At 69.5% G+C, this 14,658-nt stretch carries 12 protein-coding genes and 4 pseudogenes; 7 read left to right on the top strand and 9 right to left on the bottom strand.

From position 1 onward, the window contains the following. The first annotated feature begins 359 nt into the window (after positions 1–359). A complete protein-coding gene (locus tag ABZ725_RS43085; protein ID WP_358807824.1) occupies positions 360–1,121 on the top strand; it encodes a hypothetical protein in 762 nt (253 codons plus the stop codon). Between the two features lie 21 nt (positions 1,122–1,142). Here the strand turns inward: ABZ725_RS43085 and ABZ725_RS43080 are convergent, their stop codons facing one another. Further along, on the bottom strand, positions 1,143–1,823 hold the full coding sequence (locus tag ABZ725_RS43080) for a DUF899 family protein (protein WP_358807823.1): 681 nt from the start codon (positions 1,821–1,823) through the stop codon (positions 1,143–1,145). Positions 1,824–2,246: 423 nt separating this feature from the next. On the opposite strand from ABZ725_RS43080, the gene ABZ725_RS43075 reads away from it, so the two are divergent. Together ABZ725_RS43075 and ABZ725_RS43070 are read left to right on the top strand one after the other, a co-directional pair. Then, a complete protein-coding gene (locus ABZ725_RS43075; protein ID WP_358807822.1) occupies positions 2,247–3,884 on the top strand; it encodes a LodA/GoxA family CTQ-dependent oxidase in 1,638 nt (545 codons plus the stop codon). A gap of 25 nt (positions 3,885–3,909) precedes the next feature. Then, positions 3,910–5,019, top strand: coding sequence for a tryptophan 7-halogenase (locus tag ABZ725_RS43070; protein WP_358807821.1), 1,110 nt, complete (start codon positions 3,910–3,912; stop codon positions 5,017–5,019). Positions 5,020–5,151: 132 nt separating this feature from the next. Here ABZ725_RS43070 and ABZ725_RS43065 read toward each other — a convergent pair. Continuing rightward, a pseudogene (locus tag ABZ725_RS43065) lies at positions 5,152–5,238 on the bottom strand (HNH endonuclease); the annotation flags it as partial. Positions 5,239–5,302: 64 nt separating this feature from the next. On the opposite strand from ABZ725_RS43065, the pseudogene ABZ725_RS43060 reads away from it, so the two are divergent. Both ABZ725_RS43060 and ABZ725_RS43055 read left to right on the top strand, forming a co-directional pair. Next, a pseudogene (locus ABZ725_RS43060) lies at positions 5,303–5,470 on the top strand (xylose isomerase); the annotation flags it as partial. A 32-nt stretch (positions 5,471–5,502) separates the two neighbouring features. Next, a pseudogene (locus ABZ725_RS43055) lies at positions 5,503–5,878 on the top strand (alkaline phosphatase family protein); the annotation flags it as partial. Positions 5,879–6,532: 654 nt separating this feature from the next. Here ABZ725_RS43055 and ABZ725_RS43050 read toward each other — a convergent pair. From ABZ725_RS43050 to ABZ725_RS43030, 5 genes and pseudogenes are all read right to left on the bottom strand, one after another. Further along, a pseudogene (locus tag ABZ725_RS43050) lies at positions 6,533–8,071 on the bottom strand (FUSC family protein); the annotation flags it as partial. Between the two features lie 132 nt (positions 8,072–8,203). Next, on the bottom strand, positions 8,204–8,713 hold the full coding sequence (locus ABZ725_RS43045) for a hypothetical protein (protein ID WP_358807820.1): 510 nt from the start codon (positions 8,711–8,713) through the stop codon (positions 8,204–8,206). Positions 8,714–8,800: 87 nt separating this feature from the next. After that, positions 8,801–9,232 (bottom strand): OsmC family peroxiredoxin, encoded by a 432-nt coding sequence (locus ABZ725_RS43040; RefSeq protein ID WP_358807819.1) that lies wholly within the window; start codon positions 9,230–9,232, stop codon positions 8,801–8,803. Positions 9,233–9,377: 145 nt separating this feature from the next. Next, complete coding sequence (locus ABZ725_RS43035; RefSeq protein WP_358807818.1) at positions 9,378–9,818, bottom strand: hypothetical protein; 441 nt, start codon at positions 9,816–9,818, stop codon at positions 9,378–9,380. A gap of 41 nt (positions 9,819–9,859) precedes the next feature. Next, positions 9,860–11,533 carry an FAD-dependent oxidoreductase gene (locus ABZ725_RS43030; RefSeq protein WP_358807817.1) on the bottom strand — a complete coding sequence of 558 codons (1,674 nt, stop codon included), beginning with the start codon at positions 11,531–11,533 and terminating at the stop codon, positions 9,860–9,862. 290 nt (positions 11,534–11,823) lie between these two features. On the opposite strand from ABZ725_RS43030, the gene ABZ725_RS43025 reads away from it, so the two are divergent. Beyond that, entirely contained in the window at positions 11,824–12,690 is an 867-nt protein-coding gene (locus tag ABZ725_RS43025) for an aldo/keto reductase (RefSeq protein WP_358807816.1), read from the top strand. 134 nt (positions 12,691–12,824) lie between these two features. Next, positions 12,825–12,947, top strand: coding sequence for a type B 50S ribosomal protein L36 (gene ykgO, locus ABZ725_RS43020; protein WP_358807815.1), 123 nt, complete (start codon positions 12,825–12,827; stop codon positions 12,945–12,947). Between the two features lie 102 nt (positions 12,948–13,049). Here ykgO and ABZ725_RS43015 read toward each other — a convergent pair whose 3' ends face one another. Next, positions 13,050–14,036 (bottom strand): SDR family NAD(P)-dependent oxidoreductase, encoded by a 987-nt coding sequence (locus ABZ725_RS43015; protein ID WP_358807814.1) that lies wholly within the window; start codon positions 14,034–14,036, stop codon positions 13,050–13,052. Beyond that, positions 14,033–14,632 (bottom strand): hypothetical protein, encoded by a 600-nt coding sequence (locus ABZ725_RS43010; protein ID WP_358807813.1) that lies wholly within the window; start codon positions 14,630–14,632, stop codon positions 14,033–14,035. The genes ABZ725_RS43015 and ABZ725_RS43010 overlap by 4 nt, the downstream gene beginning before the upstream one ends. Positions 14,633–14,658 lie beyond the last annotated feature (26 nt).

The following is a 14,658-nucleotide window of genomic DNA, read 5'->3' as shown; positions in this document are numbered from 1 at the left end:
CATCGCCGACCCAGACGACGCGCTTGCGGCCTGGGGCCGGGCAGCCCTGAGATTTCGACGGACCTGCGCGACGTTCAAGGTGCCCTCTTCCAGAGCGGCTTGTAGCCCCCGGCGCTCGTTGAACGGGCGGATTCCCAGCCCAGCCCAGCCCAGCCCAGCCCAGCACCGGGCCGGCCTTCCAAGATGCGTCACGCCTCGGCCGGTCACATCCTTGAAACAGGGGCACAGGCGCCAGGATGCTCCTCGCGCACCAGGGGCCGGCCGTTCCCGCGCACGGGATCCTTGACCGCGCTCTCATCCACACACCGCCGCCATCTGGCAGCAGCCCCCGGCGGGTCCGAGCGAACAGGTGGAGAGCCATGGACGAGTACGGCGGCCACATGCACCACGCAGGCGGACACCCGGAACCCGACGCCCCTGCCTTCCACGGCATGGCGGTGGTGGGCGACGGCACCCCCTTCCTCTCCCACCTGCCGATGCCCGGATCACCGCACAACGTGCAGGCGATCGTGCAAGCTGCCTTCGGGGCTGCCCACCGCGCGTATCGCAACGACCGCAAGGCGCACCCGGAAGCCCGGCTCTACACCTTTGCCCCCGAGGTGTTCACGCTCTCCGACCTCTATCCCGGCGAGAACGGCGAACCGCCCGCCCGCACGTCGTTCACCGGGAGTCTGTTCCGCAACCACTTCGAACAGCCGGAAGCCCACCCCGAGACGCCCGTCGAGATCGCCTCCAATGTCGTGGTGGAGGTCGCCAATGTGGTCAACCACCACACATTCACCGCGGACGACCAGCAGCCGGAGGAGTTGACGTACCTCCTGTTCGGCAAGGGGTCCGAGCGGTTCCTGGCGCATTTGATCACCGGCCCCTTCCGGCTCACGAGCCGTCAGGAGTTCGATCACCTGATGACGGCCGATGTCCAGGGCCTGGAGGTGTCCGACGACCAGCTGCGCCATGGCATCGAGGTCATCGTCACAGGTCGTCCCGACGAGCCCGGCGGGAAACTCAGGGAACGTGAACGAGCGGCTGCCGTCGCCGCGGTCAACGGCGGGCATGTCACGGTCTCGGTCGAGGCCGGCACCGAGCTGTACTTCGAAACCGGCGACCTGACACCTCACTGACACAGCGGCGCCCTTTGACCGTCACCAGGAGAGCCGGGGGTACCAGTCGCCCCGGCCTTGCGGGGTGAGGTCGAGCAGGTGCCAGACGGGGCTGAGCAGGTCGGTGGCCTGCTGACCGTCGCCGTCGGCCATCCGCACACGGGTGCTGTAGTAGTGGCGCACCGCGCCGCCTTCGTCGCGGTTGAACACCGACAAGGTGGCGTCCTGGCCACCGGCGTCGTCCTCGCTGCCCAGGTCGTGCTTGAAGCGGCTGGGTGCCGCGCTGAGCAGCCGCAGTCCCGTCCAGTCCCGTTCCCTGGCGTACGCGCGCAGCACGGGCAGTTCGGCGGCGGCCACGACGGCGAAGTCAAGGGTGCCGGCCAGGTGGTCGGCGACCGACTGGAAGCCGTCGATCGACATCGTGCACGAGGCGCAGGGCCGGTCCTGTTCCTTGCCGTACATGAAGTGGTAGAGCATCAGCGGCCGGCCAGGGCCGGAGAACAGCTCGCTGAGCCGGACCTCGCGCACCGGATCGTCCCCGGCTGCCAGGTCGGCCGGCCCCTCGTGGAACAGATAGTCCTCGACGACCGGGCCCTCGGGCAGGCGTCGCTTCAGCTCGGCGACGTGCTCGCGCTGGCGCATCATCTCGGCCTCCGCCCGGCGCAGTTCTTCGACGGCTGCGGTGTACTGAGCGGATTCGTTGCCGAGGTTGGTCACTCGCATGTTTCCTCCTCGTCGGTCGCCGTTCGGCGCGGCATACCCGCCCAGAAGAGCAGGTCGTCCCGCCGCGGCGTGCCAGGCGCGCAACGCGGTTCACCTGAAGCGACCAGTTGCCGCTCGTCCCCCGGACATCACCTCGGAACACCTGCCGGCACCGGGTTGCAGCGGCTTGCCACCGGATTGCGACCACCCACGATCGGGGGGACGATGGATGCGTCCTCCACGGCTGGGTCGTATCGCCGGACTCGAGCGGGTGGCGAGCGAACTCTCAGCGCTGCCGCACCTCGTAAGGACGAGAGCGGTGCACAGCACCGGCAGGCTGAAGGAGCGCCGTTCCGGAACGGCGTCATGTGCTCCGCGCCCTGCTGAGCCGAGCAGCATCACTGGCTTTCGATCCCGAACCTCTCACCCTCACCGGGAGCTGACATGAATCTCGATGACATCGCACGCTGCGAGATCCATCCCACGATCGGCATCGCCCGGGTGGGCAACAGCCCAGACGGCTTCTTCATCGGCCCGGAGACCCCCGGGATCCCGTCGAGTCCGTCCGGCGGTTTCAAGGACGCCGACGGGCGGATCAAACGTCAGGCCGCCCGGTTCCGGGTGTACGCCTATGACCGGGCCGGCACCGTCCTGGGCGAGCTCACCTCGGCCGAGGCGCAGATCGTCTGGACCGCCGAACTGGCCAATGCCAAGGGTGAGTGGTTCAAGTTCGCCGGGCGCTTCCATGAGTCCACCGCCGACTCCAACCGCCGTAACCACCACATCGATCCCGCTGATCCCGCCGCTCGGGCGCGGTTGGTCATCCGGCCGGGGCCGCGCAGTGTGACCGGTCCGTCCCAGGACGGCACGGATGCCAGGTTCGACACCGGGACCTTCCTGGACACCCCGGTACCGCTGGGCGAACTGCGCACCGACGAGGCCGGCCGGCTGCTCGTCCTCGGCGGCTTCGGGACGTCCGCTTCGGTCCAGCCCGGCAATCCGCTCCGCCACTTCGCCAACAACGACGACTGGTTCGACGACGTCTCCGACGGCCCGGTCAGCGCAACCGTGCGCCTAGGCCCGGACGGGCGCCAGGTCCCGGTGACCTCGGCCTGGGTCGTGGCGGGCCCGCCCGATCACGCCCCCGACGTACCGAGCCTGGTCACCCTGTACGACGTCGCCCTGGGGGTCGCCCGCGCATCGGGCGGACTGCCCACCCCGCCGGAGGTCTCCTTCACCCGCGACATCTACCCGCTGCTCGCCCGCCCGGTCTTGTACGCATGGGTCAATAAGAGAGCGCGAGAGATGCACGGCGACCCTCGACGCAACTTCCTCACACCGAGCCGTCTCGCCCGGCTGTCCTCGAACTCCCCGGACAACGCCACTGCGCGTCAGAACGTCTTCAAGAGGCTGCGCAAGCCCGGACTGGTCGACGACACCAGCCAGGCAAACAAGGGGTTCATGCCCGTCCTGTCCGGCGATGACGGGGACGCTCAGCCCAACAAGCCACGAACGTGGCTGACGCTGACGCCCGACCAGTACGCGCGAATGCAGCTCTGGGCCGCCGGCGACTTCCTGGCCGACTGGACGGGAGTGCCCGCCCCGCTCCCGTTCGAGGCTCTCGCACCGGCCGACCAGCCCCACGCCCTGGTGCGGGCCGCGCTGGAGACGGCGAGCGGCGGCGGATTCTTCCCGGGCATCGAGATGACGTACATCGCTGACCGGCAGTCCACTTGGGCAGCACCCTTCCGGCTGCGCGAAGATCTGGTCGCCGGAGATGTCACCAAGTACATGGCCCAGCCCTGGCAGGCCGACTCCTACATGTGCATGGACCACTGGTGGCCGGCCTCCCGCCCCGATGAAGTCCTTCCCGAGCCGGCGCACGACGGGCTGGTACAGGACGCGGCGGCCGGGGCGTTCCAGGAGTGGGACCGCGGTATCGGCGACGGTGAAAACGCCGAAAAAGGTATGAACGAGATGGTCGAGAAGTGGAGCACTCTCGGGTTCATCGTCGCCCGGACCATGCCGAACGGCGACGTGATCCTCTTCGAGACGGAACGGACCGACCACGAGACCGGGTAGGCCGGGCAGAGGCGGGAGCGGCGCGTTGGACAGCGGCGGGCCGAGCGGCTGTGGGAGGAGCCCGCGCTTCGACGTTCTCGTCGCCGGCGCAGGCCCCGCCGGGTGTGCAGCCGCGCTGCCCCTCGTCCGGGCAGGGGCGAGCGTCGTCCTCGTTTCCCCGGTGAGCTCCCCCGACTGGCGGGTGGGGGAGAGTCTCGCTCCCACCGCCCGCCCGCTTCTCGAACGACTGGGGGTGCTCGACGGGCTCGCCGATGCTGGGCACGCTCCCTGCTACGGCAACCAGGCCGCCTGGGGCCAGGATGCGCTCACCGCGGTGGACCACCAGCTCGGTCCGTACGGCGAGGGCTGGCATCTGGACCGCACCCGGTTCGACGCCGCCCTCCTGGAAGCGACCCGCGCCGTTGGTGCTCTCTGGCTCGCCGGACATGTCCGCGACGCCCGTCGGCATCGGAGCCACTGGCAGATCACCACTGGCGAGGGCGTTGTACTGGAGGCCGGTTATCTGGTGGACGCCACGGGCCGAGCCGCTCGGCTGGCTCGTCGCATCGGCGCGGCACGCACCCGCTCCGACCGCCTGATCGCGGTCGCCGGGCTGCTGGGCCCGCCGAGGAAGCAGGCCGCCCACCTGGACCGCACGTCGCTGGTCCAGGCCACTCGCTGGGGCTGGTGGTACACCGCCCCGCTACCCGGTGGTGAGCGGATCCTCATGGCCATGACCGATGCCGATCTCCTCGCCGGCGTACGCCTGCTCGACCCGGGCGTGTGGTGGACCCAGGCGCAGGATGCCGGTCATATCCGGGAACGGATCGCCGGCTGGGAGCGACCGCCGCGGCGGCTGCGAGTGCTCGCCGCCGGCTCGGCCTGCGCCACTCCTGCGGCCGGCCCGGGCTGGGTGGCGGTGGGAGACGCCGCCACCGCCACTGACCCGCTGGCTGCCCGGGGGATCGTCACCGCACTGGCCACCGGCCTGGTCGGGGCGCGGGCGATCCTGACCGCCTGGGCCGGTGACGCCAATGCCATGGCGGCCTATGCCCGCCGTATGACAGCCATTCACGCCGAGTACCTGGAGACAAGGGCCGCACAGTACCGCCGGGAACAACGCTGGGACACCCCGTTCTGGGACCGTCGGCACTGAGCGGTGCGGTTCTCCGACACGGGGTCGGGTCGTCGCACCGTTCCGCGTGGCATCACCAGAGCTTTCGGGACATCAGTCAGGCCCGCGGTCTCCGTGCACGGCAACTCATGTGTCAGGTCGGAGGTGACCGAGGGCGACGGCGATGAGGGCGCGGGCGTCGTCGAGGTCGTTGGCGTACAACTCGCGTTCCTTCGCCGTCCAGTCGGAGGCGCCGGAGTCCCTCCGCGGCGGACTGGGGCCGCAACGACCCGCCGGCCACCGTCCGCACCGCACAGTCGAGGCGCTGGTCGCCGGGCCCCACCCGCTCACCGACCACCTCGAAGTGGAGACCTGCACCTGGTCCGCGATGTCGGCCGTCGACCGTCCCGACGGCGCCGCAGCCCTCGCCGACGGGATCGCGGCCGAACTGTCCTGGACGCGTGAACTGCTGTGCTCGCTCGGGCTCAAGGAGGACACAACACCGGGAACGGCGCCGGCCACCTGGCGCGCCTTGGACCGGTCTTCCCCGCCGTCACCTGCTCCGTGCAGGCCGGCATCCTCACCGGCCTGCCCCCGCGCGAGCACGGCATCGTCGGCAACGGCTGGTACTTCCGCGACGTGGGCGAGGTGCAGTTCTGGCGGCAGCACAACGGGCTGGTGGCGGGGGAGAAGGTGTGGGAGACGGCGCGACGGCGCTTTCCCGACTACCGCGTCGCCAACATCTGCTGGTGGTACGCGATGGGCGCGAGCACCGACATCACCGTCACCCCACGCCCCGTCTACCACGCGGACGGACGCAAGAGCCCGGTGCCACCCCACACCGCCCGCCCTGCACAACGAGCTGACCAGCCGGTTCGGACCGTTCCCGCTGTTCCAGCACTGAGGTCCGGGGCGCGGCTCCGGCGTCACGGGCAGCGGCCGCGATGGACGCCTGAAGCCTGCGTACTGCCTCCAGGTGGTCGCCGGTCCAGATGATGCGGACGCCGGTCCCCGTTGCCCGACCGTCCGCATCATGCAGGTCGCGACGCACCGCCTCGACCAGACGGGAGTTGCTCGTCAGGTCGGACTCCAAGGGATCGGGCACCGGCCCTTCGCCCTCCAGCCCCTGGGCCAGACCCCGGTACCACCGAAGCATCCGCTCCGCCGTGACCACCAACTCCTTCTGTGCTGCGGCCCGGTCATCGAGCGACCCGCCGTCCGCGGACCGCCGCCCCAGATCCAGGATCGCGTCGGCGGCCATACGGATCGCGACGACACCGGTGACCAGGGTCGTCGTCTCCCCCAAGGGGACGGCCTTCGCCCCGCGCTCGGCCAAGTACGTCCGGAAGGCGTCGTCCAGCCGCCGTGCCGCGGACGCCGCCCGGCGGCCCTCCTGCGGTACCTGGAGGGCCGCGGACCCGAGAACACAGCTGGAGACGGCATAGTCCACCGCGGCCGACAAGTAGCGCGCGCTGTCGACATACGCCTCGGCCAACGCCTTGCTGACGGCGGCGGACGCCCCGCGCGGCCAGAAGAACAGGCCGACGATCAGGCTCACGGCACAGCCGAGCGCTATGTCCTCGATGCGGACCAGGACCACCGACACGCCCGCGGGCTGGGCGACGTTGAACAAGATCACCAGCGTCAGCGTGAAGGCCGCCTGCCCGGCGGCGAACGAGATCGCGGCCGGGACCACGCCCGCGATCAGTACCGCGACCGGCAACAGGATCCACAGCACGGCCGTGTGGTGCCCGATGAGCTGGAGCACACCGGCGCCCAGGACCGAGCCGATCAGGGTGCCGCCGAGAGCCCGGAAGGCGTTCTGCCCGGTGTTGAGAGCGTTGGAACGCAGCACCGACAGGGTGCCCAGCACGACCCAGAAGGCGTGCTGGACGCCGGTCACGTCGGCCAGCGCAACCCCGATGCCCAGCCCGACGGCACCGCGGATGCTGTTGTGCAGCCACACCGAGTGAGGTTCCAGATGGGCCGCCGCGCGCGCCGCGGCGCTGGGCAGCGGACCGGTCTCCGTCCCCGGCTCCCGGCCGAGCAGACGGTCCGGCCAGCTGCGCCGGTCTGCGGCCCGGGCGAGGTCGACGTTCTGGGCGATCTGCAGGACTGCGAAGGCCACTTCCTGGGCCCGGAACGAGACATCGAGGCTGTCGATGAAGGTGTCGAGGCCAAGCCCGCCACCTGCTGCGGAGTTCGGGAGCGGCAGGTGGTTCACGGCTCCGTCCTCCAACGCAGCCAAAGCCTGGCGAAGCTCTTCCGCGGCCGCCCGCAGGCGGTCCGGTGAAACGTCCGGATCATCGAGCGTCTCCGCCGACAGATCCAGTACTGCGGCAGCGGCCCTGCGCACCGCCGAGGACTCCGGGGTACCCGACGGACCGTTCTGCGTCGCGGGGGCGGCCTCCGCCAGGATCGCGCTCAGCCAGGTCAGCTCATCGACAAGGCGAACCAACGCCCGGGAGCCGGTCGACAAGCCGGTGGGACGGTAGGGGGTGGCGGTGAAGACGCGCTGCAGCTCCTGCGCGCTCGACTCGGTCACCCTCACACAGGCACGGCACTCCCCGAAAGCGGGGCCGGGGGGTCGGCCCGCGAAGAAGTCCGCGTCGGCGCGCAGTTGCCTCGCCGCGGCTCGGCAGACCCGCGCCGCCGGTGCGCCGAGGGGGTCGGCCTGCGTCCTCGGCCACAACAGCCAAACGGCGAGTATGGACGCCCCGGCTGCCAGCACCACACCGATCAGCCGCTCAGGCAGCTGCGCCGCCGGAGCGGGTGCCGACACGGGCAGGATGAACGCCAGCAGCAGCGACGTCGTGGCGCCGGCCAGGACCGAGCTGACCACGCCCGAGAACAGCACGGCGAAACCCACCAGGACCGTCACCGCAGTCGCGATCCAGGCCGACCGCGTCGCGAGCGTGCCCAGCGAGACCAGCACCAGCCATGCCGCGGCGAGCTGCGCATGCGCCCACAGCCGCTGGGCCAGGGGGCCGGGGAACTCGACCAGCAGGAGAATGGCGAAGGCCCCGAACCCGGCGAAGGTGCCCGCGACCGGTGCGTGCAAGACCTGGGTGCACAGCGCGAAAAGGGACGGCATCACCACCGCGGTCCGAGCCGCACGCCGCGTGGCTGCGAGGCCGGGATCCCGGTCTCGCAGCCACTTTGTGAGCTGATGTATCGGGTTCATCGCAATCCGTCTCGGTGGGGTGGGTGGCACGGCCGTCGGCAGTCAGCCGTCGCCGGCCGTGACGCGCCGCAGCAGGGCCAGGACCTCGGCGTCGAGGCCACGGGCGACAGCCAGGGACGCTTCGTCCTGATAGACGGACAGGGCGCTGACCACGGAGTCGTAGAGGAGACGCGTGCCGCCGTCTGCTGCCTGCTGAACAAGGATCGCCACAGGACAGGACGCCCCCGCGTCCGGCAGGAACCGGACCAGGTCCCGGGAGGCGGCCGGCATGTCGACGAGCAGCCTGAGCAGGCGGGCCGTCTCCGCCCCCCGGACCAGGGCACGATCGATGTCGAGCTCTCCGATTCCGATGAGGCCGGCGGGTACCGGCCTACCGTTGACCTGCCGACCGGAAGGCCTCCAGCCGGCCGACGACGGCAGACCCTGCAGCTCTCCGCCCGCCCCGGCGCCGCCGATGGCGTCGCGGATGTCCTCGATCACGGCGGTGAATGGGCGCCGGGTGCTGAGGACATGCCGCTCCAGGGGGATCCGGAGCACGTATTCGATCACCAAGATTTCGGGCGCCTTTCCAGACAGTGCCGCTGCCTGACCGGGCCACGGCACGATGACGCCGGGGAGTGACGAGAGAGCCGAAGGCCCTCACGCATCCGCGAGAGTCGCCTGCAGCGTCACTTCGGGGACGCCCGTCAGCGCACGGCTGACCGGGCAGGTCGCCTTCGCCGATTCGGCGAACTCACGGAACTCGGCTGCCCCGACCCCGGGGACCCTGCCCCTTGTCACGAGTTCGACCTTCGTGATCGTCGGAATGCCGTCGACCGGCCGCAGCGTCACCGAAGCGTCCGTCTCGATCGACTCGGCGGGGAAGCCCGCGCGCGCCAGCGCGCCGGCCAGCGCCATCGAGAAGCACGTCGCGTGAGCGGCACCGATGAGCTGCTCAGGGTTGGATCCGGGGCCGCCCTCGAAGCGGGACTTGTACGTCACGCCCCCGGCGATGCTGTCGCCCGCGGTGAAGTTCCCGGACCCGCTGGGGATGTCGCCGTTCCAGGTTGCATGTGCCTTCGATACAGGCATGTGCCCTCCAGTTGTCGATGGTCGGGTCGGCGAAGCCGCCGATGCACGCATCGTTTCTGCCGGTCGGCGCTCCGCGACATCGCATAGAGAGGTGAGCGGGAAGGATCGCGGTCGAACGGCTAGGGCCTGTCCGGCCGGACAGGCTCTAGTCCTTCCTGGCCGCGGCGATCTCGGCGAGCCGAGCGCGGGCGGCTGCCACCAGATCGGCGTTCGTGTTCGCATGCCCGGCCAGCCCCCAGCCTCCCTCCGGGGCCTCCGTGAGAAGGACCCACGTCCGTTCTGCGGCCGAGGGGTCACCTGATGCGGCGGCGACGAGTTCCGTCAGTCGGCTCACCACCGCGAGCTGCTTGTCGCGGTCCAAGGCGCCCGCATTGGTCAGTACCTGGACTCGGATGTACGTGCTGTCGCCGTCAACGTTCGACAGGCGGTCCGTCGGCATCTCGTGCACGAAGGCGGCGGTGTTCTTGCGGAACATCGGAATGTCAGGCACCTGCTCGATCTGCATCAGCGTAGCCGCCAGATCCTGGGCGAACTTTTTTACGTCCTGGAATGTTCCGGCCGCGGCGTAAACGTCGATCATAGGCATCTGTCGGCTCCTTTTATCTCTTCAGTGAATGAATCTGATGGTCACGACATGTCTTTCCCGTCGACTCGGCGCCGCTCGAAGACGAGCCGTACCGCTGCGGAACCCTCACCGACCGCAGTGGCGACCCGCTTGACACTCCCGCTTCGCACGTCGCCGACGCAGAACACGCCAGGAACACTCGTCTCGAAAGGGAATGGCGCTCGATGACCGGTCGCGAGACCGTCGAGGTCGTGTCCGGTGAGCAGGAAGCGCTCGGAGTCCGTCGCCAGATGGTTGTCGAGCCAGTCGGTGCACGGCGTGGCGCCGACGAACACGAAGACCGCGGCCACTTCCAGGGCGGAGCGCCGACCGGTGGTCCGGTCCACTACCTCGAGCCCTGTGACCGAGGAATCCGCCGTGATGGCGACCGCTTCGGTTCGCACCCGCACCTGGATCTTCGGATGGGAGGTGACCGCGTCGATCAGATAGCGGGACATCGAATGGTCGAGACCGTGTCCTCGTATCAGGAGATGGACGGGATCGGACGTCCGGGCCAGGAACATCGCCGCTTGTCCTGCCGAGTTCGCGCCGCCGATCACGGCCACGGGCCTGCCGAGCGCATACCTTGCCTCGGCGACCGTTGCGGAGTAGTGGACGCCGTTGCCTTCCCAGTTCTCGATCCCGGGGACAGCCAGGCGCCGATAGTCGACTCCGGTGGCGATGACGACGTCGCGCGCCCTGAACGCCCGTCCGTCCTCGCAGGTGACGGTGTGTATGCCGTCCTGACTGGCGAAGGCTGCCGCCCGGGCGTTGCGGCGGAGCCGGACCCCGAACTTCGCCGCCTGGATCGTGCCCCGCGTAGCCAGCTCGGCCCCTGACAGACCGGCCGGGAACCCGAGGTAGTTCTCGATTCTGGAGGATGTACCAGCCTGGCCGCCGAAGGCCGCCGCATCGATGAGAGTGGTCTGAAGCCCTTCCGAGGCGCCGTACATCGCTGCGGCCAGACCGCCGGGGCCACCGCCGACGACGAGCAGATCACTGACATCCTGGTCGTCCTCACCGACCGCGGTGGGCAGCTCTCCGAACTCCGCGGCAATGTCGGCCGGCTGTGGATTGCGCAGCAGGGGGCGGCCGGGGACGAGGACGATGGGAAGGTCTGTCACAGGTATCCGGAGCTCCCGCAGAAGTGCCTCGGCCTCTGGCTGCTCTTCGAGATCCATCCAGTGCAGGGCTGTCCGGCTGAGCGAGAACGACTGCAGCAGCACTCGGCAGCGTTCGTCATACCGGGAACCGATGAGTGTGAGTCCCGCGCCCCTTCGCATCAGGTTCGATCGGCGCTCCAGGAACGTCCGCAGAATGTATTCACTGAGGCCGGCGTCCTGCGCGACGAGCAGGTGAATCCGACCCACCGGAACCCGCAGCAGCCGACCCGGGGTCCTCATGACACCGGCAAAGCGGGAGCGCTCTCCCGTCAGCATGCCTATCTCGCCCAGGAACTCCGCGGGCCCATAGGACGCGACCAGTCGCTCGTCCGCCTCACCGAGCCGGTCGACGATATCCGCGGACCCTTCAAGGACGACAAAGAAGTCGTAGGACGCGTCGCCCGCCGAAAAGAGGATCTCGCCGGGGTGCACCGGGGACTCTGATCCGAGCGCTGCCAGCTTCTTGAGCTGATCGCCGGAGAGCGGCGCCACCGGGGCCCATGCCGAGTGCTCGCCTCGTCCAAGGGCGTCCATGTGGTGCCTTCTCTCGCTGGTGGGCAAGCACGGGTGAGCCCGTCCTTCGGGTCGATCCATGCTCCGTCGGGGCCGGCTGCCTGTCCCTCACCCAAAGAGGTGACGCCCGGGCCTCGGGCGCCCAGGCCGAGCCCAGCCCGTCGGCGGTGAACCAGCGCCCCGGGCTGCGCCTCGGATCGCCTGAACAGGTGAGGGACCGGAAGCGGGTGAGGTGGGATGTTGACTCATGTCGGCTCGGCACACGCCGCCGTCGTGCCCAGATCTCACACATGTGGAAAGAAGGAATCGCGGTGACCACCACTCCCTCCCCTGCAGCGGCTTCCGGCACCTTCCGGCTAGGCGGTGATCTTCCGATCCATCGCCTCGGATTCGGCGCGATGCGCATCACCGGGCCCGGAGTCTGGGGCGACCCCCAGGACCCCGACGAGGCGGTGAGGGTGCTGCGTCGGCTGGTCGAGCTCGGGGTGACGTTCATCGACACGGCGGACTCCTACGGTCCGGCCGTCAGCGAGCGGCTGATCAAACAGGCGCTGCATCCGTACCCCGCCGATCTGGTCATCGCCACCAAGGGCGGTTTCACCCGGCCCGGTCCGGGCCTGTGGCAGCCGAACGGCCGGCCCGAGTACCTGAGGCAGCAGGCCGAGCTGAGCCTGCGGAACCTCGGTGTCGAGCGCATCGACCTGTACCAGCTGCACCGCATCGACCCGACGGTGCCGGTCGAGGAGTCCCTCGGCGAGCTGACACGGCTCCAGCGAGAGGGGAAGATCAGGCACATCGGTCTGTCCCAGGTCTCGGTGGCCGAACTCAAGCAGGCCCGCGCGGCCGCCGAGATCGTGTCGGTCCAGAACCTCTACAACCTCGCCGACCGCACCTCCGAAGACGTCCTCGACCACTGCGAGGCCGAGAACCTCGCCTTCATCCCCTGGTTCCCCATCGCGACCGGCACGCTCGCCGAGTCCAGCGGTCCGCTGGCCGCGATCAGCAAGGAGCACGGCGCGACGCCTTCCCAGCTCGCACTCGCCTGGCTGCTGCGCCGATCCCCGGTGGTCCTGCCCATCCCGGGAACGGCGTCCGTCACCCACCTCGAGGAGAACGTCGCAGCGGCCTCGGTGCGGCTTTCGGACGGGGAGTTCGAAGCGCTGACGAGGGCCGTCTGAGGCAGTCACGTCCGCCGCCGACGACCTGCGGCACCCCAGCGGAGACGACCTGCGGCACCCCAGCGGAATAGCGCATGCCCCGCTCTCGTTGACGTGACCACAATCAGTCTGCGACCCAGGAAGGCAGGGGCCATATGAAGGTCCGCAACTCGTTGCGCGCGCTCAAGGCCAAGCCGGGAGCCCAGGTCGTCCGCCGCCGCGGACGCACCTTCGTGGTCAACAAGCGCGACCCGCGCATGAAGGCCCGCCAGGGCTGACCCACACCTGAACAGGGCCTCTTGGCAGCTCGGGGCACGAAGCCGACCGAGATCCAGGAGGCCCTGTCACTGTTCCCGCGATGTCCGCGCCACGACAGCCGCTCACGCGCCCACTGCGGCGAGCGACAGCGCCCAAAGGCGCTCGGCGGCGTCCGGGTCGAGGGCGAAGGGGGCTGCGCCGCCCGATGAGGCTCCCACGGCCTCGGGCGTCAGCGTCTCCGCCTCGTTGCAGTCCTCGAAGTAGCGACCGCCGATGCCCTCCAGCTGCGGGGAGGTCGCGACCAGCACGCTCGTCGCGGCGCCTTGGGCGGTCGTCTTGAACCGGAACGGCGCCCCGAGGATCGACCCGTCCTCCCCGGCCGCCTCTGCGGCACGCAACTGTGCGGCCTGCTCCGGGTCCATGTGGCGAGACAGGTTCGTCGACATGATGACGCCGGGGTGGACGGCGTTGGCGGTGATCCCGTCGGCGGCCCAGTGACTGCTCGCTCCGACCGCGAAGAGGACGTTGGCGGTTTTGGACTGTCCATAGGCGAGCCAAGGGTCGTACGGACGGGAGTTGAAGTTGATGTCGTCGAACTCGACCGGCGAGGCGTGGTGGCCGCGGGAACTCAACGACACGATGCGCGCGTCGCCGGCTGCCGCGAGCGCGTCGTGGAGGCCGAGCGCGAGCGCGAAGTGGCCGAGATGGTTGGACGCGAACTGGAGCTCCCAGCCCTCCGGCGTGCGGTCGAGCGCGGGCAGCGCCATCACGCCGGCGTTGTTGACCAGGATGTGCAGCGGCCCTGCCCAGAAACTCGTGAAGGCGGCGATCGACGCCTGATCGACGAGGTCGAGCGGCCTGACATGGACGCCGTCATTGTCGGTTGCCTTACGGATGTCGATCGCCGTGAGCTCGCCGGCGTCCGTGTTGCGGACCGCGAGCGTGACCGAGGCGCCGGCGCTTGCCAGGGCGCGGGCGGTCTCGGCGCCGAGCCCCGAGGAGGCGCCGGTGACGACTGCGTGCTTTCCGGAAAGGTCGATGCCTTTGATCACCTCGGCGGCCGTCGACTCTTCTCCGAATGGGGTGTGAATGAGTTGAGTGGATTTCATGGCTCAAGTATTGGTATCTGATGGGCGCCCGTCTCTCGCATGAACAGGTGAGAGAGGCTCGGTCCGGCGTCGGGCTCGAGTACGAGCTTGCCCGTGTTCTCGCCGGTGAAAAGCCGTCTGAATATGGCCGGGAACTCGACACTGGTCAGCCGACCGGCAGCGGGCCAATCCGACATCTCCACCATGGCCTCTTGATACCGGTCGACGAATTCGGGAGATGCGATCCCCGCCATGGAGGCGCTTTGGTACAGCAGCATCAAATAGTTCATCGGACCCACGACTTCGTCCGCGTAGTCGTACTGGGATATCGCCCCGCAGATGACGACGAACGCGCCGACCGGGCGAGCCGCGAGGCGGAGTTGGCGATTGCCGCTCGTCATCCTTCTGCTCTCCGCGGTCGACGCGGCCAGCTTCGCTGCGTGGCGCACGCTGCTGTTGCCGCCGAGCCAGATCGTGCCGAAGCCGAGTTCCTCGGGCTCTGCTGCGGCGTCGCGCCGCTGGTCTTGAAGTGCCGGGTCCTCGGAGCGCAGTTCGTGGTTGAAGACACCGAAGGGGCCCAGGGTCTGGGGCGGTGCAGTGCGGGGTGAGAAGGTCATCGTCGATTCCTTGCATCAGGCCTGAC

The sequence above is a fragment of the Streptomyces sp. NPDC006872 genome (genome assembly GCF_040635845.1).
In the GTDB taxonomy this organism is placed as follows: domain Bacteria; phylum Actinomycetota; class Actinomycetes; order Streptomycetales; family Streptomycetaceae; genus Streptomyces.
Note: the sequence above shows the minus strand (reverse complement) of the source record. Positions and strands in the feature narration are given on the sequence as shown.